The organism is Mycoplasma sp. CB776 (genome assembly GCF_054343395.1).
The window spans coordinates 1-25,094 of record NZ_JBTGVD010000019.1 but is presented as its reverse complement, the minus strand read 5'-3'; the positions used below and the strand labels follow the sequence as shown (position 1 = coordinate 25,094).

The 25,094-nt window shown below is 27.6% G+C and carries 18 protein-coding genes; 10 read left to right on the top strand and 8 right to left on the bottom strand.

Annotated elements, in window-relative coordinates:
* From ACXX86_RS02740 to mraZ, 8 genes are all read right to left on the bottom strand, one after another.
* Positions 1 to 8,598, bottom strand: an 8,598-nt coding sequence (locus tag ACXX86_RS02740; RefSeq protein ID WP_458561094.1) for a hypothetical protein, incomplete at its 3' end; no start/stop codon positions are given.
* 163 nt (positions 8,599 to 8,761) lie between these two features.
* On the bottom strand, positions 8,762 to 10,207 hold the full coding sequence (locus ACXX86_RS02735; protein ID WP_458561093.1) for an MAG3090 family protein: 1,446 nt from the start codon (positions 10,205 to 10,207) through the stop codon (positions 8,762 to 8,764).
* A 1,644-nt stretch (positions 10,208 to 11,851) separates the two neighbouring features.
* Positions 11,852 to 12,532 (bottom strand): phosphorylase family protein, encoded by a 681-nt coding sequence (locus tag ACXX86_RS02730; protein WP_436358361.1) that lies wholly within the window; start codon positions 12,530 to 12,532, stop codon positions 11,852 to 11,854.
* Entirely contained in the window at positions 12,507 to 13,586 is a 1,080-nt protein-coding gene (locus ACXX86_RS02725) for a nicotinate-nucleotide adenylyltransferase (RefSeq protein ID WP_458561092.1), read from the bottom strand. Before ACXX86_RS02725 ends, ACXX86_RS02730 begins: the two co-directional genes overlap by 26 nt.
* A 114-nt stretch (positions 13,587 to 13,700) precedes the next feature.
* On the bottom strand, positions 13,701 to 14,870 hold the full coding sequence (locus tag ACXX86_RS02720; RefSeq protein WP_458560653.1) for a cell division protein FtsZ: 1,170 nt from the start codon (positions 14,868 to 14,870) through the stop codon (positions 13,701 to 13,703).
* Positions 14,863 to 16,089: a hypothetical protein gene (locus ACXX86_RS02715; RefSeq protein WP_436358364.1), complete on the bottom strand. Its 1,227-nt coding sequence runs from the start codon at positions 16,087 to 16,089 to the stop codon at positions 14,863 to 14,865. Before ACXX86_RS02715 ends, ACXX86_RS02720 begins: the two co-directional genes overlap by 8 nt.
* Before the next feature lie 3 nt (positions 16,090 to 16,092).
* Positions 16,093 to 16,995 (bottom strand): 16S rRNA (cytosine(1402)-N(4))-methyltransferase RsmH, encoded by a 903-nt coding sequence (gene rsmH, locus ACXX86_RS02710; RefSeq protein WP_458561091.1) that lies wholly within the window; start codon positions 16,993 to 16,995, stop codon positions 16,093 to 16,095.
* Entirely contained in the window at positions 16,995 to 17,435 is a 441-nt protein-coding gene (gene mraZ, locus ACXX86_RS02705) for a division/cell wall cluster transcriptional repressor MraZ (protein WP_436358366.1), read from the bottom strand. Before mraZ ends, rsmH begins: the two co-directional genes overlap by 1 nt.
* A gap of 402 nt (positions 17,436 to 17,837) precedes the next feature.
* Between mraZ and ACXX86_RS02700 the strand changes: the two genes are divergently transcribed.
* The 10 genes from ACXX86_RS02700 to ACXX86_RS02655 all read left to right on the top strand — a co-directional run.
* Positions 17,838 to 18,149: a hypothetical protein gene (locus ACXX86_RS02700; protein ID WP_458561090.1), complete on the top strand. Its 312-nt coding sequence runs from the start codon at positions 17,838 to 17,840 to the stop codon at positions 18,147 to 18,149.
* Positions 18,142 to 18,828 (top strand): F0F1 ATP synthase subunit A, encoded by a 687-nt coding sequence (locus ACXX86_RS02695; protein WP_458561089.1) that lies wholly within the window; start codon positions 18,142 to 18,144, stop codon positions 18,826 to 18,828. Before ACXX86_RS02700 ends, ACXX86_RS02695 begins: the two co-directional genes overlap by 8 nt.
* A gap of 23 nt (positions 18,829 to 18,851) precedes the next feature.
* Positions 18,852 to 19,136, top strand: coding sequence for an ATP synthase F0 subunit C (gene atpE, locus ACXX86_RS02690; protein WP_458557368.1), 285 nt, complete (start codon positions 18,852 to 18,854; stop codon positions 19,134 to 19,136).
* A gap of 6 nt (positions 19,137 to 19,142) precedes the next feature.
* Positions 19,143 to 19,703 carry a F0F1 ATP synthase subunit B gene (gene atpF / locus ACXX86_RS02685; protein ID WP_458557367.1) on the top strand — a complete coding sequence of 187 codons (561 nt, stop codon included), beginning with the start codon at positions 19,143 to 19,145 and terminating at the stop codon, positions 19,701 to 19,703.
* 2 nt (positions 19,704 to 19,705) lie between these two features.
* Positions 19,706 to 20,263: a F0F1 ATP synthase subunit delta gene (locus tag ACXX86_RS02680; protein WP_458560657.1), complete on the top strand. Its 558-nt coding sequence runs from the start codon at positions 19,706 to 19,708 to the stop codon at positions 20,261 to 20,263.
* 1 nt (position 20,264) lies between these two features.
* The gene (gene atpA, locus ACXX86_RS02675; RefSeq protein ID WP_458561088.1) at positions 20,265 to 21,827 is read left to right on the top strand and encodes a F0F1 ATP synthase subunit alpha; all 1,563 of its coding nucleotides are present in this window, start codon (positions 20,265 to 20,267) and stop codon (positions 21,825 to 21,827) included.
* A 3-nt stretch (positions 21,828 to 21,830) separates the two neighbouring features.
* Positions 21,831 to 22,685, top strand: a complete 855-nt coding sequence (gene atpG / locus ACXX86_RS02670) for an ATP synthase F1 subunit gamma (protein ID WP_458561087.1) — start codon at positions 21,831 to 21,833, stop codon at positions 22,683 to 22,685.
* Positions 22,686 to 22,704: 19 nt separating this feature from the next.
* Positions 22,705 to 24,099: a F0F1 ATP synthase subunit beta gene (gene atpD / locus ACXX86_RS02665; protein ID WP_458561086.1), complete on the top strand. Its 1,395-nt coding sequence runs from the start codon at positions 22,705 to 22,707 to the stop codon at positions 24,097 to 24,099.
* 8 nt (positions 24,100 to 24,107) lie between these two features.
* Complete coding sequence (locus ACXX86_RS02660; protein WP_436358375.1) at positions 24,108 to 24,485, top strand: hypothetical protein; 378 nt, start codon at positions 24,108 to 24,110, stop codon at positions 24,483 to 24,485.
* Between the two features lie 265 nt (positions 24,486 to 24,750).
* Positions 24,751 to 25,094: hypothetical protein (locus ACXX86_RS02655; protein WP_458561085.1), on the top strand; the 344-nt coding region annotated here is incomplete at its 3' end.

Sequence of the window (25,094 nt, the reverse complement as noted above, 5' to 3'; positions counted from 1 at the left end):
TGTTTCATATTGTTCTTCTGTTCTACCATCATCAGATTGTCCATTAAAGGTTCCTTTTACGGAATCATCACCAGTTAGTTTGTTTACTGCTTTTTCAGCGGCTAATCTAGCAGTTTCTAAAATACGTTCTGCTTCTTGTTGTTTTTGTTGAACAATTGTTGCTGTTGCATTTGAAGCATCTATTGCATTTTTCAACTCTCTTTTTTTAGAATCTTTAAGTCTATTAATAATAGGATCTGCTGTTTTTCTTGCATCTTGTAATGCTTTAGCATCATTTGCTTTGGTTTTTACTGCTTCAATATCAGCAATCGTACCAGCATTATTTAATTGAGTTTGTAAATCAGCTTTTTTAGTAGTATCAGTAATATTAGTAATTACATCTTGTACTGGTCTTTTGGCTGCTACTATTTTATCTTTTACTTTATTAACAACTGTTCTAAGTTTATCTTCTTCACTATCAGTTTCATTAGCTTCTGCTTTATGATCTCTAGCATCATTAATTTCAGTTGTTAATGCTGGTCGATCTGCTTGTGCTAATTTTTCTACTTCTCTAGTAGCTGCTTCTCTTTTTTGTTTTAAGTATTCAATAATTGCACTTTCTTGAGTTTGTACATCATCAACAGATGTAGCTGCGTTAATTGCATTAGTAATTTCTTGTCTTTTTGAAGTTTTTCCCTGTACTTCAGGAGTATTACTTAATTTTTTAACATTTTCTAATGCTGCTGCTTTAGCACTTTCAATATTAGATTGATCAGTTAAGGCTTCTTGTGCTTGTCTTTTTAACTCTTCTATTTTAGTTACATTAGTAGTTAAACTAGCGTTGTTTAATTTACCATTAATTTCTGCTTTTTTAGGGTTAGAATCAGAAAGTTGTTTAAGAATATCTGAAACTTCTTTTTTCTTAGTATCAAATTTAGTATTTGCTTCTGTTATGATGTTTTCTAATTCTGTTTGACTGTTTCTATTATTGTTAAGTCTAGTATTTAAAGCATTGTGATCAGCATGGCCTTCTAACTTATCAACAGCACTTGTTGCATTATCTACTGAAGTTGAAAGTAAATCTTGTGCATCTTTTTTCGCTTGATTAATTCGATCTAAAATTGAACTTGAATTGTCAATAACACCTAATAATCTAGTTTTTTCATCCCCATCTTTTAGTTTATTAATTTCTGTTCTTGCATCATTTATAGCACTTTGACGTGCATTAGCATTTTCAACTTTAGTTTTAATTTTATTAATTTCTGCAACTGTTTGCTTAGTTACATCACTTTGTCATGATGCTTTAAGTGCTTTTCACTCATTAGTAATTTGTTCTTTTTGTGGTGAATTAGCCATATTATTTATAGAATATTCAACATCGTCTCTAATTTGTGTGAATTTTGCTGTTGCTGCTATACCTAAAGCATCTAATCTATCTTGATTATCTCCAGCTTGTGTTAAACGTCCATGGTAGTTTGCATAAGTTTCGTTTCCACCTTCATCTAATCCTTGTAAGGTATTTACTGCATTTACTGCATTTGCTCTTGATTCTTCAAGAACTCTATGTGCATCAGCTCTAACCGCATCAACTGCAGCAGCACTAGTTGCTGCATCAATTTTGGTTTTGTAAGATTCAGCTGCTTTTAAGTTTGATACATATGTTTTTGCATCTCTTACTTTTGTTTCTAATGCTTTAGCTTCTGCAACAATAGTATTGAAGGTTGAAAAATCACTGTCATCTTGAGTTGAAGCGGTTTCAATTTGGTTTTTGTAGTGTGTTTTTTGAGTAGTAGAAAGGTTAAGGTTATCAATTTCACCTTTTGCTGCTTCTTTTTTAGTATTAAATTCTCTTTGAGCAGCTTCTTTAGTTGCTTCATATTCTGCTTGAGTTCTTCCTGCAACAAGTTCTGAATCATGACCAGATTTAATTGATTGTTCATCTTGTTTATCACTTGTTAGTTTAGTTACTGCTTTAGTTGCATCTGTTTTTGCATCATCAAGAATACGTTCTGCTTCTTGTTGTTTAGCAGCAATAACAGTTGCATCACTTGAAGCATTAATTTTTCTAGCTAATTCTGTAGGATCTTTTAACTTATTAACTACATCTAATGCAGCATTTCTTTTTCTTTGTAGATCTTTTTGTTCTGTAATTTTTGGTTCAACTGCTTTAATAGCACTTACAGTAGCTGCATTATCAACTTCTTGTATTAAGCTTTGTTTTACAGCATCGTTAGTAATAGTACCATCGTTAATTAAACCTTTAACTCTGTTTTGCTCATTTGTAAATGCTTCTCTTGCTTTTTGCTCTAAAGTTTTTAGTGCTGCTTGAGTATCTGCATTTTGGAGTTTAGTATCAAAGTCTGATTTATTTGCTAATCCTTCTAATTTAGCAACTAATTGACCTGCTTCTCTTTTTTCTGAATTAAAGTATTCAGTTGCTTCTGATTTAACAGCAAGTGCTTTTGCTACTGTATCAATATCTGCACCATCTACTTTATTCATTAGTTCTGTTTTTTTAGGATCAACAAGCAATCTTTCAATTTCAGCTTTAACATCATTTTTGGTTTGAGTTAACTCTTCTTGTTGTTTAGTTCTTGCTCGTGTAATTACTGCTTCTACTTTTTCTACTGTATCAGCATCTGCTAATTTAGTATTTAAAGCATTAATATTTTCTTCTTTAGTTAATTTAGCAATTTCAGCACGTGCATCAACTTTCTTTCTATCTAGTTCATTGTTGTATTGTTCTTTTTCTTTTTCAGAAATTGCTTTTGCTTTAACATCATTTGCTGCATCAACTGTTTGAGCACTTTCTAGTTCTCTTGTTAATTCTGCTTTTTTGTCTTCGCTTGCTAATTTAGCAATTTCTGCTTTGGCTGCTGCTTTTGCTGCTGCAAGTTCTTTAGCTAATTGATCGCTAATTTCTTTTTTAGCTGCATTTAACTCTTCAAGAGTTGTTGCTGCATCAACTTTAGTTTTAAGATTTGCTTTAACAGTATCATCTTTAATGTTGTTTGCTTGAATGTTTGCTTGAGTTTTTTGTTCGCTTAATTCTTCTTGTTGTTTTGCTTTTGCTTTTTCAATAATTGCATTAACTTCACTTAAAGAAGAAGCGTTTGCTAATTCATTTGTTAGTGTTTGTTTATCGTTTTCACTAAGAATTTTTGCTATCTCTGCTTTTGCTTTTTCTTTAGCTAATTGTACTTGATCAGCACTACCTTGATTTGCAATTGCTTCTTTTATTTTTTCAATGATTGCTTTAACTTCTTCTGGTGTAGTTGCTGCTGCAAGTTCGTTATTAAATTTAGATTTTTCATCGTTTGAAGTAAGTTTATCAAGTAATAAAGCTGCTTCTTTTAGTGATTTTGCAAGTTCTTTAACTTTAGCAATTTCTTCTTCGGTAGTAGCACTTGCTAATTTTTCTTTTAATTTGTCTTTTTGTGGATCTTTGTCATCAATTGAATTAACTGCTGCTTCTGCTTCTGCTTTTAGAGCTTTAGTAATTCTATCTCTAATTGCTTCTACTTGAGCAGTTGTAGTAGCATTATTAATTTCGTCTGCAAATTTATCTTTAATTTCTTGATCTGAAAGTTTAGAGTTAGAATCATTTGCTTTTGCTTTTTGATCTGCTAATTGTGCTGATAAATCATTTGCAATTTCTTCTTTAATTGCATTGATTTCTTCAGGGGTTGTAGCACTGCTTATTTTATCTTTAAACTCTGTTTTTTTAGTTTCATCAAGAATTTGATCTGCCTTGGCATTTGTTTCTACTTTTGCTTTATCTAAAGGTGTAGATGTTGCTTCTTGTGCTTGTGCTGTTTTAGCTTTTTGAGCAACTTCATTTGCTGCAACTACATTAGTTGTCGCTGCAAGTTCTTCTTCTAATGTTGCTTTTGTAGTTGGATCAGTTATTTTGCTAATTTCGTGTTTTGCTATTTCTTTAGCGTTTGCTAATTCAGTTGCTTGTGCTTCTTTTGCTCTTTCTTTAATTGCTTCTACTTCTGCAAGAGTAGTTGCAGAATTTAATTCAGCATTAAACTTCTCTTTAGTTTCTGGATTGGTTAATTTTTCAATTTCGTAAGAAGCAAGTGGTTTAGCATTAGTTACTTCATATAGTTTGGATTCATATGCTTTGTTGTAAATTGAAGCAATTTCATAAGGTTCATTTGCTGCTGCTAATTCGTTGTTTAACGCTGCTTTATCTTTGTTTGAATCAGATAAAGTATCGATTAATTTTTGAGCATTTTCTCTTAAGTGCTCTTTAATTCTGTCTCTAATTGCTTTTACTTGTGCAACTGATGTAGCTGCTTCAATTTCAGCGTTAAATTTATCTTGAACTGAAGATGGTGAAACATATTTTGATTCAGCTTTTGCACTTTCTTTAGCATTTGTTAATTCAATTGCTAAATCTGTTTCTATTTGAGCTTTAATTGCATTAACCGCTTCTTCTGTTGTAGCTGCTTCAATTTGTTGTTTATAAGCATCTTTTTTAGTTGCATCTTGTAGTTTATCTGCTTGAGCGTTTGCTTCTACTTTTGCTTTATCTAAAGGTGTAGATGCTTCTTCTTTTGCTTTTTCAGTTTGAGCTTTTGCAATGATTTCTTCAACTGCAGCAGGAGTAGTAGCGTTGTTGAGTTCGTTTGTTAAATTAGTAATTGCTTCTGAAGAAGTTGTAGAATCTAATTTTTTAATTTCTTCTCTTGCTTTTTCTTTAGCTTTTTCCAATTCTTTTGTTTGCTCTGCTTGTGCTTTTGCTTTGATTGCTTCTACTTGTTCTGCTGTTTTAGCATTTTCTAGTTCTTTATTTAATGCTTCTTTTGTAGCAGGATCGCTTAATTTATCGATTTCATAAGATGCTTCAGCTTTTTTATTTTCAACTGCTTGTGAATTATTGTTTTCTTTTGCTTTTGCTTCAATATCTTTAACAACACTAATGTTATTTGCGTTTTCTAATTGAGTTGTTAATTCAGCTTTAGTTTCAGGATCACTTACTTTAGCAATTTCAAGTTTTGCACTTTCTTTAGCGTTTGCTAATTCAGTTTCTTGTGCTTCTTTTGCTCTTTCTTTAATAGCATTAAGATCTTCTAGACTTTTAGCTGCACTTAATTCGTTATTTAAAGCATCTTTAACTTCTGGGTTTGTAAGTTTTTCTATTTCGTAAGAAGCTGCTTCTCTTGCTTTAGATAAATCTTCAAATTGTTTATCTTTTGCTTTGTTAATTACTTCTTGAATTTTTTCTAAAGTATCAGCTGCATCTTTTAAAGCATTTAGTTCATCTTTTGTTGCTTGATCACCTAATTTATTACTTTCTGCTTCTGCTTCTAATTTTTTAGCTGCTAATTCATCACTAGTTGCTTCTTGTGCTTTTGCTAATTTAGCGTTTGCTTCTACTTCATTTGCTGCGCTAATTGAAGAAGATAAGTTTAAATCTTTAGTTAATTGATCAATTAACTCTTTTGATTTAAGTGGATCTAATTCATCAATTGCTGCTTGAGCTTTTGATTTAGCTTTTGCTAATTCTAAAGCGTTTGCATCCATTGCTTTTTGTTTTACATCATTGATTGCACTTAGTGAAGAAGCTGCTTCTAATTCTTTTTTAAGAGCATCTTTTGTTGTAGGATCTACAATTTTATTAATTTCGTATAATGCTGCTTCTTGTGCTTTTGCTTTTGCTCTTGTTAATTCATCGATTGCATCTTGTTTTAGTGCATTAATTGCTTCAGCAGTTGTAGCAGCTTCTAAATTATCTTTAAGTTGATCTTTTAAATCACTTTGTGGCAATTTATTGATTTCTGCTAATGCTTCTGCTTTTAGAGCAGCTAATTCTCTTTGTTGTGCTTCTTTTGCTCTTTGGATAATTGCATTAACTTCAGCAGTTGAAGTAGCAGCACTTAATTCGTTGTTTAATGCTTCTTTAACTTCTGGATTAGTTACTTTAGCAATTTCAGCATTAGCTTGTGCTTTTGCTACTGCAAGTTCTTTTGCTTGCTCTGCTTTGGCATCGTTAATAACTTGTTGTACTTGCTCTTGTGTTGTTGCTGCTGCTAATTTGTCATTAAGTTCTTTTGCAGTTTCGCTGTTAGTTACTTTAGCAATTTCAGCTTGTGCATCTAATTTAGAAGCTTCAACAGGGTCAGTTACACTTTCTTTTTGTTTTGCAAGTTCTGCTTTTGCTTTAATAGCGTTTGCTTGCTCTAAAGTAGTAGCTGCTGCTAATTCTGTGTTTAAAGCATCAATGGATGATTGTGATTTAGTTGGATCTAATGCATCAATTGCAGCTTTTGCTGCTGCTTTTGCTGCTTCGATTTCAGCATTTTGTGCTTCTTTAGCTTTATTAGCGACTGTTTGTACTTCTTCCGGTGTAGAAGCATTTGCAAGTTCGTTGTTTAATTCTGCTTGTTTAGCAGGATCACTAACTTTGCTAATCTCGTGGGCTGCTAAGTCTTTGGAATTTGAAGTTTGTTTTGCAACTTCTGCTTGTGCTTTTGCTTTTACTTCATTAACTGCATCAATGCTTGTAGCAGCTTCTAATTCTTTGTTTAATTCTGCTTTTTTAGCTTCATCAGTTACTTTATTAATTTCAGCTTGTGCTGCTTCTTTTGCTTTAGCTAACTCGTTGTTTGCTTGTTTTTCTGCTTGTTCTTTAATAACAAGTAATTCATCAGTTGCATTTTCTTTATTAGAAGCGTTATTTAAGTCATGAAGAAGTTTTTCTTTTTCATAAGGATCAGTAACTTTGTTGATTGCATTTTCAGTTGCTGTTTTTAATTCTTCTAATTCAGATTTTTGAGCTTCTTTTGCTTTAGAAATAACTGTATTTAAATCTTCAGTAGTAAGAGCTGAATCTTTTTCTTTAGTTAACTCTTCTTTTAACGCTGGGTCTTGAATTTTGTCAATTTCTGCTTGTGCATCTAATTTAGCTTTATCTAGATCATTTGCTGCTGCTTCTTTTGCTTTTTCAAGTGCAATTTCTTTTTCAAGCACTGCTAAAGATACGTCACTATCTGCATTAGTGATTTTATCTTTTAATTCTTGTTTTTTAGTTGCATCGCTTAAATTTTCAACTTCAGCTAAAAGTTCTGCCTTTTTGTCAGCTAATTTTGCTTCTGTTGCTACATCTTTAAGATCAAAAACATTGCTTGCTTCTTCTAATTGTTTTTCTAATTCTGCTTTTTTAGCAGGATCGGAAATTTTGTCAACAAGTTCTTTAGCTGCTGCTTTTTCTTCTTCAAAACGGTTATTTGCTTGGTTAGCAACATTTGCAAAATCTTCGGTTGAGTTTGCTTTATCTAAATTGTTTAAAATGGTTTCTTTTTCTGATTCAGATAAACCATCTAATTTAGAAATTGCTTCTTCTGCTTTTACTCTTGCATCAGAAATTTGATCAGCAATTTCTTTTTCAACTTCTGCTAATTTAGAATCATCTGATGATCCTTGGATTTCATTTAATTTATTTTTTAATTCTTCTTTTTTAGCAGGATCGGAAATTTTTTCGATTTCTTTTGCTAAATCAGCTTTTTTATTTGCTGATTCAATTTCTTTATTTACAGTTGTTTCAGCTGCTTGTGTATCTTCTAAAGTAGAAGCATTATCGATAGCAGTTTTTAACTCTGTTTTTTTGTCATCAGAAAGGTTAGGGTTTTGATCAACTTTTTCTTTTAAAGCTTCTTTTTTAGCATTAACTAAAGCATCATCACCTGATTCAGCTTTGATTGTTTCTTCTATTTTTGCTTTAATTTGATCTAATTCTTCTTTTGAAGTAGCATTTGCTATTTGTTTAGCAAATTCATCTTTTTTACTTTGATCTTTAACTGAATCATTTAATTTAGATGCTTCTGCTTTATCAGAAGTTAAATCAGAATTTACTTCTTTATTTTTTTCTTGTTTTGCTTTTTCTAAAATTTTAGCAACTTCAGCTGCAGTTGTAGCTTCTCTTAATTCTTTGTTTAGATCTGCTTTTTTATCAACATTATCTAATGAATCAATTACTTGTTGTGCTTCTTTTTTAGCTTGCTCTAATTGATTTTGTTTAGCAGCTACTTCTTGTTTGGCTTTTTCAATAATTGCTTCAATTTCTTCAATTGTTTTTGCGTTTGCAAAATCATCTGATAATTGTTTTTTAACTTCAGCATCTTCAACTTTTGAAATTAAGTCTTGTGCTTCTAAAACTTTATCTACTTTATCTTCTAATGAAAGTAAAGCACCTTTATTTGTTGTATCAGTTGCTTTATATTCATCTTTTAAAATGTTTTTAATTGGGGTTTTGTCAGAAATAGAATTAATTTTACTTCCAACTTCTTTAGAAATTTGTTCAGTAGTTCTGTTGTTTCTTTGATCAGCTAAAGCTTTTGTAACATCTTGTTTTAGTTGTTTTAATAAGTCAACATTTTTAGTAGAGTATTCTTTTAATTTATTTAATCTATTTTGGAATGCTCTTTTTGCTTTTGGATCTTTAACTTTATCAATTAATTGTTGTACTTCTGCTTTTGCTTTTGCATATTCATCAGAAGTTCATTCATTACTTTTTCTATTTCAAAAAACTACTACAGTGGTTACTACAGATGTTACTAAAGCAGCAGCTGCAAGTCCACCTAACACAATTTTCGCACTTGGTTTTGCCATAATTACCTTTCGTTTTATTGCATTATTTTAGTTAATAATACAAATAATTTAAATAATTAATATTTATTTTATATTTTTACTTTTTGCACTTACTAATTAAGTGCTTAATACTATATTTATATTGCTTTTATTAATATTAGAGTAAATAAATATAGGTTATATATTATCTTTGAACTGCAAGAACAATTACTACTACAAATAAAATTATGTATGCGATTCAGTAAATAATTGTTGTTCAAATAGATCTTCTTGTTCAACCACTTGTTAAAGCAGAAGTTTGATCTGATTTTTCTACTTTTTGCACTACGTTGTTTTTAAATACTAAGAAATGTGATTTATTTAAACTGTAGTTTTCAATAACACCATATTTATAATTCTTTTCTTCTACAAATCCTATGTGTTTGTTTTCATAATTGATGAAAGACAACTCGTGTGATAATTTATTTTTCTTATAGTAAATTGCATTTTCATCTGAGTAGAATAACTCTTCTGAAACTTTAATTTTTTCCATTAATTTATCACTTGATTCTTTAGTTGCTTTTTTAACTAAAAGTAATAGTTTTTGTGAATAATCATCTTTAAATGCTTGATCTAATGATTCTAATGCTTTAGATACTAAATCTAATTCGTTTTTGATTTGGTTATTGTCTTGAGTTGATGTGATCATTGTTTCATCGTAAGAAGAAGCGATTTTTTCAAGTTTTTGTGAATATACCGCTAATGCTTCAAGTTGTTTTGAAGGAGTTAGATTATAGAAGTTAGAGTATTTTGTTGGTTCTTTTTTATCTTCGTTAATGTAAACTTCTTTAACTACTTCATTTACGACTTCTTTTTCAATGTATACCGGAACTTCTTTAACAACTTCCTTAACTACTTCTTTTTCAATATATACTGGAACTTCTTTAACAACTTCCTTAACTACTTCTTTTTCTACAAAAACAGGTTTTTCTTTTTCAACAATAACTTTTTCTGGTTCTTTATCTAAAGATTCAAGAATTTTTTTCTTTAAGTTTTCAATTTCTTTTCTTAAAGCTTCTTTATCAGAGTTACTGTCTCTTAATTTTTCCATTAAAACAGCAATTTCTTTTGCATAAGATCCATTGGAATTTTTAAATAATTCTTCAAGATCTGCCATTTGTCTGTTTAATCTTTCAATTTCTCTATCTTTGCTTGAAATTTTTCTTTCTGGAATGTAATCATCATTTGCTGGGAAATATGTTTTGTGATCAGCAAGAATTTTGTAATCAACTATTTCTTTTAAGAATTGATCTGCTTGTTCTTGATTTCTTAATCTTGAAGTTGGGAAAATGTAAAATTCTTCCATTGCTTCTTCATACTTAATGTCTCCATCGAATTTTTCAGTGTTTAATTCAAATTCAAAACCATCTTCAGTTTTGTCCATGATTAATAATCCACCAAAGATTCTTTTTTCTGTTTGGAATCAGATTGCACTTTCATATCCTACTGCTAAGAATCAGTTCATAGCTTCTTTTCTTGTTTTAAATAAAGCTAATCCGTGTTTTAGTTTTGGGTGTTTTAACACTCATGGGTAAGTTTTAGAGAATTTTTTATCAAAGTCTCTATTAAATTGGCATAATAAACGTTTCATAATTTTCCTTTTTGTATATTTTATAAAATACTTTTTATTTTGTTTTTATTCATAAATTATATTACAATCAAAAAAAAAAAAAACAATTTTAAAAACTGATGCATAATTTTTACCTTAAAAGTTCTAAAAATTATTTATTTTTTTATATAAAAAACTAAAATATTGCATAAATTTTCTTAATATAAAGGCTTTTTCCTTTATATTTGAAAAAACATCAAAAATAAAAATTTTAAATAATTTTGCTATGTAAAACTAAGTAAACAAGTTATAAATTATTCTTTATTTTTTAAAATAATTAAAAAGATTTTTTAACACTGATTTTAGGAAAAATAAACCAAAAAACCCAACTTTTTCCGTATTTTCGTAACAAAATAAATTCTGTGGTAATATTAAAATGTGACTAAGTTTTTATGTCACAGAAAGGGGTGAGAAATTGTTTTATTTCAAAGTAGAATCATGGAAAATATATTAATTTTATTAATAATCATTTTATTTATAATTAAGTAAAAGTTTAAAAAATAAAATTAATTTTTCACGACCTAATATAAAAACTCCATTATATAGGTGGAAATGGAGTCCCGTCATTCTTAATTGACGGGTTTTTTTAATACTTTTTTAAAAGTTGATACTATGTATTAAAAAATATTTTTTCTTTTTAAATGTTATTCTATTATAGTGCCGTTTGACAATGAAAATTTCTTTTATAATAATTAGTATATCCAACCGTTGTAAAGTTTTTAAAAAATTATTTAAAAAGTTATCTTTGGTAATAATAAAAATTAGAAAATAATCCTAAATATTTGGGAATGATAGACATAAACAGGAGCATTTAATTTTCAAACAATCGTTTTTGAATGAATTTAAAAGTAAAATAATTAAAGTAAATCTTTAAATTATAAAACTGATGAAAGTAAAGATAATATCAAATATTAATACGCTATAAAAGGAATTTTATCAAAAATAGTATAAAGAAAAACAAAAACAATAAAATCAACCATTTTTGGTTGATTTTGTCTTTTTTACTATTAACTGGAAAACTCTGGATAATAATTTTATTTATACTTAAATAAAGTTTGAAAAAATAAAATTATTTTTTGAAGTTGAAAATAAAAAAACTCCATTATATAGGTGGCAATGGAGTTTTTGTTTAACTTAATTTATTTAAATTAAACTTGGTTGTGAAAAATTGTTTTACATTATTATTATAGCACTTTTCTGAAATATTTATAAAATTTTTGCAAATTTGTAAATTATTAATCAAAATGTTCGGGGGGTTTTATTAATTAAAATGTCATCTTCACTAATGATTTATTGTTAATTGCTTTAACAAATACATTTTCCTATCTATTTTATTTCAGCAAAATCCGCCAAAAATCCCGATTTTTTCTGGTTTTGTTACAAAATAAATTCTGTACTAATATTAAAATGTGACTAGTTCAATCAATAATAGAAAATAATGAAAATTATTTTAATTTAAAGACAAAACGATGGTAAATATACTAATTTTATTAAAAAAACTCCACTGTCGGTAGAAATGGAGTTTTTGTTTAACTTAATTTATTTAAATTAAACTTGGTTGTGAAAAATTGTTTTACATTATTATTATAGCACTCTTTTCTTAATACGTAAATATTATTAAGAAAATTAATTATCAATTATCTTGCTAATTAAAAATAAAAAAGCTTTTTTTGATGATTCTTTTATTCTAAAATTAATATCTAGTTTATTATCTATATCTTGCGAAATTTTGTCAGAAATTGCTTTTACACTAAAAAAATTAATTTTGTTTTGAGAACAAACTTGTGCAATGGCAAAACTTTCCATATCGAAAATTTCACATTTTGTTTTTTTGTAGAATTCTAGAGCTTTTTCTTTGGAATCAAGAAATGAATTTGAAGAACAGATATTGCTGTATTTTACTTTTTCTATTATTTTTATTTTATTTAAAAAATACTGTTTTTCCCCTGGTGTTTGTCCAAAATTGTATCAAGGAGTTTGCGTATCAATATTAAAAAATTTTTTTGGAATCACTATCTCAAAAATATCATGTTTTTTAGATATTGAACCAACTGCACCAAAATTATAAACATTTTCAATCTTATTAAAAACAGAAAGTAGTAAAGTAGTGCTACTTGCAGCATTAATTAATCCAATACCAGAATATAAAACTACTAGAAAATTATTGTTTTTTTCAAAAACTAAAAATTTTTTATTTAGTTTTTTAATAGTCTTTTTTAAGTTTCATCCTTCTTGAATAAGTAAATGCTCTTCTTCTTGATCGGCAATTATTAATGCGTTTTTAATCTTTGTTAAGTCAATAATCATAAATATCTAATTGTTCTTTTGAAACTGTGGTTTTGTTTAAATTAAAATGTTTAATGTGCTCTACTACTTTTTTAAAAGCTAAATCAAAATCGCTAAAAGCTAAATTTCTAATAGCTTGTATTCCTTCTCATTTTCTACCTTGACACAATTTATCTGCCATAAAAACAATCTTGTCTAAAGTTGACATTTCATAATTAATAGAAGTGTGCACAGAAATAGCTCTAACTATTTCTGGATTTTGCACTTTATAATATTTATCTAATCATAAAGAAGCTGTAGTTTGGTGTAATTTATAATCAGGAATTTCTTTTTCATCTATATCATTTTTTACTAAAAAATCTCTATGCATTTCTATTGTTCATCTTTTTGTTAAATCATGAACTAGTCCAGAAAATCAAGCTATTTTTGCATTATAATTTAAACTTTTTGCATACTCAGCAGCAAGCGATGCTGTTGCTCTACAATGTTTATTTAACTTGGCATCTGTAGTGTTATTTAAAATTTCTAAAATATAAAGAAAATTCTTTCCGATATATTCAATTGTTTGGTTAAATAAATTACTAAAATCCCCTAATTTAACTTCCGTTGAAGAAGCGGGGAAAATTTCGTTGTTTAATAAAATACAATTAAATTTTTTTAAATTTTCCTTATTTAGTTTATTTTCCCTTTTAAAAATAACAATTTTCACTAATGAACTGATTTTTTCTATCTCTTTTCATTTGTGTAATTTATCCAAATTATCTGAACCTAAAATTAAAAATAATTCGTCATTTGGGAATTTATTTTTAAAATAATTAACAGTGTCAATAGTGTAACTTACTCCTTTACGATTTATCTCAAATAAAGAAATTTCCGTATTTTCTGGTTTAACATCATTGATCATTTTTACACGATCATTTCAATCTTCGTATTTACTTTTTCTTTTAAATGGACTTTTAAAAGCTGGAACAAAAAAGAATTTATCTAGAGATAAAATTTTTAGTGATTGTTCTGCTACCTTTATATGCCCTTTATGAATGGGATCAAACGATCCTCCAAATATACCAATTTTCATTTTTTAATTATAATAAAAAAAAGAAAAATTGAAGCGAAAAACTTCAATTTAACCAGTTTAAACTTGCTTTTAAAGGTTTTTAAAGTTAATATTGCAAACTTCTAAGACATCGTTTTACAAGTTGTTCTTTAAAAAACTAGGGAGTGATAATTCTGAATTATCTTCTTCCTCTTCATTAAAAGTTGTTGAATCTTCTGAAATACTACTATTTTGAAATAATGGACTATTAAAACTTTCATTATTGTTATATGTAGAATCACTATAAGTGTTTGTGTGTTGAGAATCTAAAGTTGACATAGAAGCAGTATTATTAATCAAATCTAAATTTTTATAAGAGTTAGAACTTCTTTCTAAACCAGAAGCAACTAGGGAAATTTTCAGTGATTTATCACTATTATTTTTAGAAATTAATCCTTGAATAATATTAACATTTTCTCCTGTTGCATTTTTAATTAAATCAATAATTAAACTAATTTCTTGGAAAGTTACAGCTGAACCGCTAATATTAACGATAACATCTGTACATCCTGTGATTTCGTGTTCTAAAATGTTGGAAAAAATAACTTTTTGAGCTGCTTTTTCTGCTCTGTCTTTACCTGATGCGCTTGCATCATTCATTATTATTTCACCTTTGTTTTTAGTTACAAATAATAAATCGGCAAAATCGACATTTTGAACACCAACTTCATTAATTATTTCATTAATAATGTTTAAGGTTTTTTCTAATATTGTATTAGAGAATTTAAGTGAATGTTCATTAGAAACTGAACCATAATTAGCAAGTAGTTTTTGATTAGAGACAATAATTAGTCCATCAACTATTTTTTTAAGTTCTTCAATTCCTTGAAGAGCATTATTTTTAATTCTTTCACCTTCGTGTTCAAAAGGAGTTGTAACTACAGCAATAACTAAAGAAGCAGTTTTTTTAGCAATTTCTGCTACAACTTTAGATGCTCCAGTTCCTGTTCCTTTTCCCATTCCAGCAGCTATAATAACAATATCTGCATCTTTGATTCTATCTTCTATTTCTTGTTGACTTTCTAAGGCACATTCAAAACCAATTTTAGGGTTACTTCCTGCACCAAAACCTTTTCTTTTTTCGTAATCACCAAGATAAATTACTTTATTTTCATCAAAATAACTCAAGGATTGTGCATCTGTATTTAATGCTATATATTCAACATTAGGTAAGTTATATTCCATTAAGGTTTTTATGGAGTTGTTTCCACAACCACCAATACCTAAAACTTTTATTTTTATGTTGTTTTTAAAAGTATTATGCATGTTTTATCCTTTTTGTTAGTAATTTGTTTAAAAAATTTAAGAATTTATTACCTTTGAAAATTAATTCATCTGTTGAATAAGGTTGAGTATTAATTAAAAAGTGTTCACTTTTACTTAAATCAATATTATTATATGATTTTTCGATATATTTTATTCCTTCTAAAATTTCTTTTGCATCTTTGGAAATTAAAGGGTGGAATTTAGAGTTAAAAATAATAATTTTTTTGTTGATTTTTTGTTCAATCAAAGATAAAAATATAGTATTTTGTTCTTCTTTTTTATTTAGAAAAATTGCAAATTCACTGTAATTTTCTATGTTTTTGATTTCATTAACAACAAGTTCAGCAATTTTGTTATAATGTTTTTCTAACACAGTTTTAAATTCTAAAACAGTTAATTTATTTTTAATTAAACTAGTAGAGGGTTTGATTATGGATAAGCTATCTCCATATATATTAACTAGTTCATCTACTTGATTTTTTTCTAAATTTAATTCTTTTGCAACTATTTTATTAATATCTGCAAAAGAAGAAGCAATATCTTTAATTTGTTTAATATGCCCTTGTTCTATAACTGAAATTTTAGTATTAGAACTATTTAAATTAATTATTATTTTTTTAGAATCTTGATTATTTAAATCTAGATTAATAAGTCTATCTAATGATATTAATTCAGTAAAAAATGATTCAATTTCTAAATTTAATTGTGAAAATAAATTATTTATTTCTTGATATAAATTGTTTTCTAAAAAAGTAAATGAATACTTAATTTCAATAGAATCAGCATTTTTTAATAAAGGTTTTTCATTACCTTCATAAATTAATATACCGTTTTTATATGTTTTGTATTCTTGTGGAATGATAGAAATAAAGGTATGATTAGAAATTAAATTGTTTTGTTTTGCTTGAGTTAAATTTCTATTTATTTCTTCACTTGTGATTGTTTTTTTATGGTTTAAAATTTCGGTTTCAACTGAATAGAGATTAGTTTCAAAAAGAAAATTGTCGCTCAAAGAAATAAAAATTTTTTTAATATTTGTTTTGATTTTTTTATTTAGAGACTGCATTGCATCTCTATAAAAATCAAAAACTTCTTTTTGTAATAAGTTTTTTTCATTAAAGATTAAAACTTTTTCGTTTTTTATTTCTTCAAAAGCTAAGATTGCACATTCTTGTAAAGATGTGTCAATTTTAGCAACAACCTTTATATTTCTTTTCATTTTTTACTCCACTAATCTTGTTAAAATACGTAATTTTGCACTTCTACTTCTTTTGTTTTGTTTTATTTCCTCATCAGAAGGTAAAATTGATTTTGCAATTCATTTTTTTTCTTGCATTATCGGAATCCGATAATCAACTTCATTTTCTGATATTAATTGTTTAAAAAATTTCTTTACTATTCGATCTTCGATTGAATGAAAGGAAATTATAAGTAATTTTCCATTAACTTTAAGAAAATCAATAGCATTTTCTAATAAAGTATTTAGAGATTCTAATTCGTTATTAACAGCAATTCTAATAGCTTGAAATACGGCTTTTGCAGGATTTTTCATTCTTACAACCTTAGCAGGTAATGATTTCCTGATTACTTCTACCAACTCTAAAGTTGTATTAATGGGTCTGCATTGAACTATAGCTTTCGCAACTCTTTGTGGGAGCATTACATCAGCGTTTTGTTTAAATATTTCTACTAATTCACTTTCTGAAAAATTATTGACAATATAATGAGCATCCAAAGTTTGACTTTGGTCCATTCTCATATCTAGACGATAATCCTTATTATAAGAAAAACCTCTGGAAGTTTCATCTAATTGTGGAGATGAAACTCCTAAATCTACTAATATGCCATCTACTTTATTTATATTAAGTTTTTCTAATTCGCTTTTGATATTTTTAAAATCACTATGAATTAAAGTGAAATTTCCAGATATTGAACTGAGTTTTTGTTCACTTTTCTTAATTGCTTCAATATCCTTATCAAATGCATATAGATGACCATTTTTAAGTTTTTCTAAAATCTTAGATGAGTGTCCCGCTCTTCCGAGCGTTAAATCTAGATATATACCATTTTCATTAATTTCTAATTTTTCAATTACTTCTTTTAATAAAACAGGAAAATGTTCCATTATAATTCAACTCCACTTTCAAATAAAGTTTTTTGGAGCTCATCCATCTCTTCATCATCAAGGAATTTAGATTGCTGTTTTTCGTATTTTTCTTTTGGTCAGAGTTCTAATTTTTCTCCAACCCCAATTAAATACGCTTCTTTTTCGATAGAGCAAGTTTTTAATAATGTTTTTGGTAAGACAATTCTTCCAACTTTGTCGATAGTTACATCAGTTGTATTTCCAAAGAAAAATCTTGCAAATTCTCTAACTGCTTTATTTAAAGAGTTATTTTTTTTAAGTTTTTCTTTGATTAAGTCAAATTCTTCTTTAGAACGAATTTCAATGACTTTATCTAAACCGATTGAAACATAAACATAATCACCTAATTTTTCTCTGAAATTAGAAGGGATTATGATTCTGTTCTTTTCGTCAATAGTTTTTAAATGACTTCCAAACATTACCACTCCTTACCACTATCTACCACATTATAATACTTTTTTTGAACTTTTTTATAAAAAAAAGATAATTTTTTTTCATATTTTATTTTTGCCAAAAAAGATTTGAAATGATTTGAAAAAACTTTTTTGGCAAAAAACACACTTTACAGTGTTTTTTTGTTATTTTTTTATCTTTTTCATATAATTTGCTAAAAAATATATGCTTTTTTGCAAAAAAGAATAAAATTATAAGGACTTGAGAAATCTTGTCAAAATGGAGTTATATTGAAAGAAAAAATAAAAGAATTTTTGAACTTGATATTTTTATATATTTTTATATATTTAATAGTTTTTATAGTTTTTGTTATTTTTTCTATTTGAAATTATTCTCTGCTATTAGGATGAATTTTTTCATTTATTTCTGTGAATATAACTTTTTTTAGTAAAATTTTTACTTTAGAGTTACTAAAAAAGGTTAATATTAATACAAATAGCAAAAAAAAGAATTTTTTTTACACAATTGGAATCGTCTTTAGTTTATTTTCATTAATATTCCATGCTTTATTAATTATTGCTATTATCTTTATTAATAAAGTATTTACAAATACAAATGACATACAAGTTATTTTGTTTCCTATAAATTTAATAACTTATATTATTGGAAATTCACTTGTTTTACCAGTTGTTGTAATTAATTTAATTATTAAAAAAATAAAGGATAAAAAGAATGGATAAATGATTAGAAAATTGAAATCAACCACAACTTTTTACTCTTTTTATATTAGTTTTTTTAGTTGTTGTAACATCATTGATTTTATACTTTCAAATTAAAAAAACAAAAAAAGATAAAGCACCTACAACGGTTGTTTATATAACTGAACAATACTTTGGTATTGTTGAATCAATTGTAGATGAAAGTGGTCTTAAAGGTAAATTGTCAACAAATATTAAACCTTATATATTTACTTTATTTACCTTTTTACTTTTTGGAAATCTACTTTCTTTATTTGGATTAGAACCAATAGGAAGTACATATTCCGTAACATTCACATTGGCTTTTGTATCCTGAAGTGGAATTTATGTCATAGGTATTACTATGCAAAAATGGAGATTTTTCAAAAAATTTCTTAATCCACTTGAAATAATTTCAATTCCTGCACCATTAATTTCTTTATCATTCAGGATGTTTGGTAATATAATTGGTGGTTCAACAATTTTGATTTTATTTTATGCAGGTACACAATTTGTATGATCATTATTGCCAATAGCTGGATTTAGCGTTTTTAACTTGCCAGCAGCAATATTCTTTGCGCCACTAATATTCTATTTTGATATTTTTGGTGTAGTAATTCAAGCATATGTCTTCACTTTACTAACTACAACTTATTGAAGTACAAATGCTGAAGTTGAATAATAATAAAATAAGGAGATTTTAAAATGACAAATGAAATTATCGAAATTGCTTCAAAATTAGATCCTAAAGTTTCAGCAAATTCTACAGGGATTGGTCTTGTTGCAATTGGAGCAGGTCTAGCTATGGTTGGAGCTCTTGGTGTTGGAGCTGGTCAAGGATTTGCAGCAGGTAAAGCTGCTGAAGCTGTAGGGAGAAACCCAGAAGCAGAGAAAAAAATCAACAAATTAATGATTATTGGTGCTGCTATTGCTGAAACTTCTTCAATTTATGCACTTGTTATTGCAATACTTTTAATTTTTGTTTATTAGATTAAAATGGATCAATTAATTTTAAAACAATTCAGTTCAGATGGAAAAGTTGATGCAAGTGAAGATATTTCCAATCTATTTAAAAATATTTTTCCAAACCCTTGAGTAATTCTTGCAACTGTTATCGCCTTCTTAATTGTATTCTTTTCTTTATTTTTCTTTGTTCATAAACCTATTAAAAAGGTAATTGAAGAAAGAAGACAATTCATTCAAGATAACATCGATGAAAGTGTCAAAAATAAAGAAAAATCCATAGTTTTAGAAGAAAAAAGAAATACAGAACTTTGAGAAGCAAGAATTGCAGCAGCTGGTATTATTAACCAAGCTAAAATCGAGTCTGAAAAAATAGCAAATCAATACATTACTAATGCTAAAAGAGAAGCAAAAAGAATTATTGAAGATGGACACAAAAATATTTCACAGCAACAAAAGAAATTTGAAGAGGAATCTAGAGAAGAAATTATTACAGTTGCAACTAAATTAGCATCAAAAATTTTAGAAAAACACGTAAGTCACTACGAAGAAAAAGAACTTATTGATAAATTACTTAATGAGGTTTATGAATAATTATGAATACAATAAGTAGTGAAAGAATTAATGGTTATGCACAAGCTATTTTTCAAATTGCATTAGAACAAAAAAAAGTTGATGTTTTTTACAAACAAACAGAAAAACTAAGTGAAATCTTTAAAAAAGAAGAAGATTTACTTCCATATTTAAAAAGTTTTGAGATCGAATTTGAACTAAAAGAAGAATTAATCGATGCTTCTTTTGCGAAAACTTATCAAACAGAACTTGTAAATATGATTAAACTTTTAGTTCAAAATCACTTTATAAGTTCAATTAATTATATTTTTAATAAATTTGAAAAATATGCTCTTGACTATTTAAAACAGAAAAAAGGTATTGTTTATTCAAGTCATAAATTGAATAAAGAATATATGGACAAAATTATTGATTTTATTGAAACAAAAATCAATAAAAAAGTAATTTTAAAAAATGAAATTGATAAAAAACTAATTGCTGGTATCAAAATTATTATAGATGATTTAATTTTTGAAAATTCAATCAATTCTCAATTAAATCAAATAAAAGATCATATACTTAAAGGAAAGAGAGAAAAATAATATGCCATTAAAAACAAGTGATATTTCAGCATTAATAAAAGCACAAATTAAGTCATATGGCAAAAAAATCATTTCTGACGAAGTTGGAAAAGTAATTTCAGTTGGTGACGGAATCGCTCTTGTATCCGGACTAGAAAAGGTTGGTCTTGGGGAACTAGTTGAATTTCCTAATAACATTTATGGTATGGCTTTAAACATAGAAAGCGACTTTGTCGGAGTTGTTATCATGGGTAAAGAAAACCAAGTTGTTGAAGGCGATTTAGTTAAAAGAACTAAAAAAATCATTTCTGTTCCTGTAGGGGAACAAATGGTTGGAAGAGTTATAAATGCTCTTGGGGAACCTATTGACGGAAAAGGTGCAATTGATTTTAGCAAAAGAAGAGAAATCTTTGTTGAAGCGCCTGGAGTTATGAAAAGAAAAGAAGTTAATGAACCTTTAAAAACAGGTATATTAGCTATTGACTCAATGGTTCCAATTGGAAAAGGTCAACGTGAATTAATTATTGGTGACCGTCAAACAGGAAAAACTGCTGTTGCTATTGATGCAATTTTAAACCAAAAAGGACAAAATGTCCACTGTGTTTATGTAGCAATTGGACAAAAAAATTCCACAGTTGCACAAATTGTTAATAAACTTCAAAACAGTGGTGCAATGGAATATACAACAGTTGTTGTTGCTGGAGCTTCTGAACTTGCTCCTTTACAATATATTGCTCCTTACTCAGGAGTAACTATTGCCGAAGAGTGAATGTATAAAGGGAAAAATGTGCTAATTGTTTATGATGATTTATCAAAACACGCAGTTGCTTACCGTACACTTTCACTTCTTTTAAGAAGACCACCTGGTAGAGAAGCATATCCAGGAGATATCTTCTACCAACACTCATATTTACTTGAAAGAGCTGCTAAACTTAATCAAGAAAATGGTGGTGGTTCAATTACAGCACTACCTATTATAGAAACACAAGCAGGGGATATTTCAGCATATATTCCTACAAACGTTATTTCTATAACAGATGGTCAAATCTTTATGAAAGAGGCTTTATTTAACTCTGGACAAAAACCTGCTGTTGATGTTGGTTTCTCTGTTTCTAGGGTTGGTTCAAGTGCTCAAACTAAAGCTATGAAATTTGTTTCTTCTTCATTGAAATTACAATTAGCTCAATATAATGAATTAAAATCATTTGCTCAATTTGGTTCAGATTTAGATGAAACAACAAGAAGAATTTTAGATCACGGTTCTAAAGTTTATGAATTGTTAAAACAATGACAATATATTCATTTTGACCAAAACGATCAAGCCATTATTTTACTTTCTGTTAAAGATAAACTAATTAATCCAATTCCAAAAGAATACATTTTACAATATAGAGATGAATTAGTTAACTTTATAAACAGCGATACTAAAGCCTTAGAATTAAAGGCTGAATTGATTAAAGAAAGAGCATTTAACGACGAATTATTAGTTGAATTTAAAAAATTAATAAGAAGTTTTATTTTAGAATTTATCAACAAAATTCCTAACTATGATGCTTCTTTATATCCTGCAATGCCGGAGTTATAGAAAATGGCTTCTAATCAAAAAATAAAAACTAGAATTAATTTAATTTCAAATACAAGAAAAATAACTAAAGCAATGGAATTACTCTCCAGTGCTAAATTAAGAAGAATGAAAAATAATTTCCTTTCTATTCAAGAATATTCAAATTCTATTAAAAGCATTTTAAGTTCATTAGCACAAAAAACTAAAAATATAAGCGAAATTTTTACTTTAAATAAAGAAGCACCAAAATTATTTATTATCATTACTTCCGATTTAGGATTATGTGGTGGATATAACAGCAATATCTACAAATTAACTAAAAAGGAAATTGGTAAAAATGATAAACTAATAATTTTCGGAAATAAAGGAATTTCCCTTTTTAAAGACTTTGAAACTCAAGTTATTCAAAAACATTCTAACTATGGAGATGACTTAAACTATTCACTAGTAAATAATGTTATCAACAAAATAAAAGAACTTTTAGAATCTAAATCAGTTTCAGAAGTAAATTTAGTTTATACCAAATTTATTAATAGTGTGCTTTATGAACCACTAATTAAAAAATTGTTACCACTAAATAATAATCAAAAAAGTGATTTTAATATTAGTGACAATGAAAATAATGTCTTAGTAGAATTTGAACCTAATCCAGAAATTATTTTAAAAAATCTTATCCCTTTATATATGGGTTCTACAATTTACAATGCTTTAGCTGAATCTAAAATTTCCGAAATGTCTTCAAGAAGAACAGCTATGGAAAATGCATCAAATAATGCAGATGAAATTATTAACAATTTACAAATTGTCTTTAATAGAGCAAGACAATCTTCTATTACTCAAGAAATAACTGAGATAATAGGTGGAACAACAACAAAATAATAAAGAAAGGAAGGAAACTATGGAAAAAAATATAGGTAAAATTGTTCAAATTTTAGGTCCAGTTATTGACGTAAAATTTGAATCAGGTAAACTTCCAGCTTTACTTAATGCTTTAGAAGTTAATCTTAATGCCAACAAAAAAATTATCCTTGAAGTTGAACAACACATCGGTGATGATGTAGTTAGAACTATCGCTATGGAAATGACTTATGGACTTTCTAAAGGACTTGAAGTTGTAGATACAGGAAAATCAATTCAAGTACCTGTAGGAAAAGAAATTCTTTCTAGAATGTTCAATGTGCTTGGTGAACCTATTGATGAATTAGGTTCAGTGGATGCAAAACTAAAAATGCCTATCCACGCTACTCCACCAACTTACGAAGATCAAAAATCAACTTCTGAAATTTTAGTTACAGGAATTAAGGTTATCGACTTATTAATCCCTTATGTTAAAGGTGGAAAAATCGGTTTATTTGGTGGAGCTGGAGTTGGAAAAACAGTTCTTGTGCAAGAACTTATTAACAACATAGCTACTCAACATGGTGGTCTCTCTGTTTTTGCAGGAGTTGGAGAACGTTCAAGAGAAGGTAATGATCTCTATCACGAAATGAAAGCTGCAGGAGTTTTAGACAAAACAGCACTTGTTTTTGGTCAAATGAACGAACCTCCCGGAGCTAGAATGAGAGTTGCTTTAACAGGACTAACAATGGCTGAATACTTTAGAGATAAACTAAATCAAGACGTTCTTTTATTTATTGATAATATCTTTAGATTTACTCAAGCAGGTTCCGAAGTATCTACATTACTTGGAAGAATCCCTTCAGCGGTTGGTTACCAACCAACTCTTGCTACAGAAATGGGACAATTGCAAGAAAGAATTACTTCTACAAGAAATGGTTCTATAACTTCAGTACAAGCAGTTTATGTGCCTGCAGATGACTTAACTGACCCTGCACCTGCAACAACATTTGCTCACCTAGATGCTAAAACAGTTCTAGATAGAAACATTGCTGCTCTTGGTATTTATCCAGCAGTTGATCCACTTGCTTCAGGTTCAAGAATGCTTGATCCGCTTGTAATTGGTGAAGAACACTATAGTGTTGCTAGAAAAGTTTTAGAAATTTTACAAAAATTTAAAGAATTACAAGATATTATTGCTATCCTTGGTATGGATGAACTTTCTGAAGAAGATAAAAGAACTGTTTCAAGAGCAAGAAGACTTAGAAACTTCTTATCTCAACCTTTCTTTGTTGCTGAAAAATTCTCAGGTATTTCAGGTAAATTTTTACCATTAGAAGATACAATTAGAAGTTTCAAAGAAATCATTGAAGGTAAACACGATTCATTACCAGAAGAAGCATTTTTATATGTTGGTTCAATTGAAGAAGCAATTGAAAAAGCTAAAAAACTTTAATATTAATTATGAAAATAACTAAACTAAAAATAATTACTCCTAATGGGGTATTTTTAGAAAAAAATATCGAAATTATTACTTTAAAAACCACTGAAGGATATAAAGGATTGCAATATGGAATTCAACCATTTGTTGCATCAATAGTTCCATCCAAAGCTTTTATCAAAAGCGAAAACAAAGAAGAAATAATTTATATTAAATCTGCAATTGTATATGCTCAAAAAGAATTAATAACTATTATTAGTGATTCAGTATCATATGATTCAAATATCATTGACATTAATGATGAATCCAATAAAACTCATGATACCAAAGCTAAAAGTTCAATAGAAGATGTACAAAAAGAAATTCAAATTAAAAAAGAGATAGAAAAAGCACAAAAATAGTCCAATTAAGGACTATTTTTTTGATCTTGATTTTTTTCCTTTTATACAGGATTTTCCCATTAGAAAAGTAATTAATGCCATCTTTCTTCTTTAATAATTTCAATCAAGGCATTTAATTCTAACATTGTTTTTCCTGTGTTTCCCAGTTAACAAAGAAAAAAATAATAAAATTTAGATTGTATATATTTATTTATAAATATATACATTTTTTATTTTTTTTAATAAAATTCTTGCTATAACTTGCTATTTATGATATAATTTAAATATGAAATTAATGTTATTTAACTCTACGGGACCAAAAAAAGCAACATATAAAAATATTGGTTACTGAGATACAAGCGGAAGTTATAGAAGAAATATTAGATTATTAGCTTTAGGAAATCAAGAAAAGCTACTTAAAAAGAATCCTAATTATGAACAAATTATTAAAAGCATAATAAGTAAATATGACACAACCGTAAATATAGAAAAATTAGAAGCAGAAATAAATTCTGCACTTCTTTTGAGTTCAAATATTACTAAAACTAAAAATTTTAGTGCAGAATTTATTTTAGAATTTATGTATGATTTAAACATTTTTGAAAATTTTAATTTTGGTAAGCACAAAGG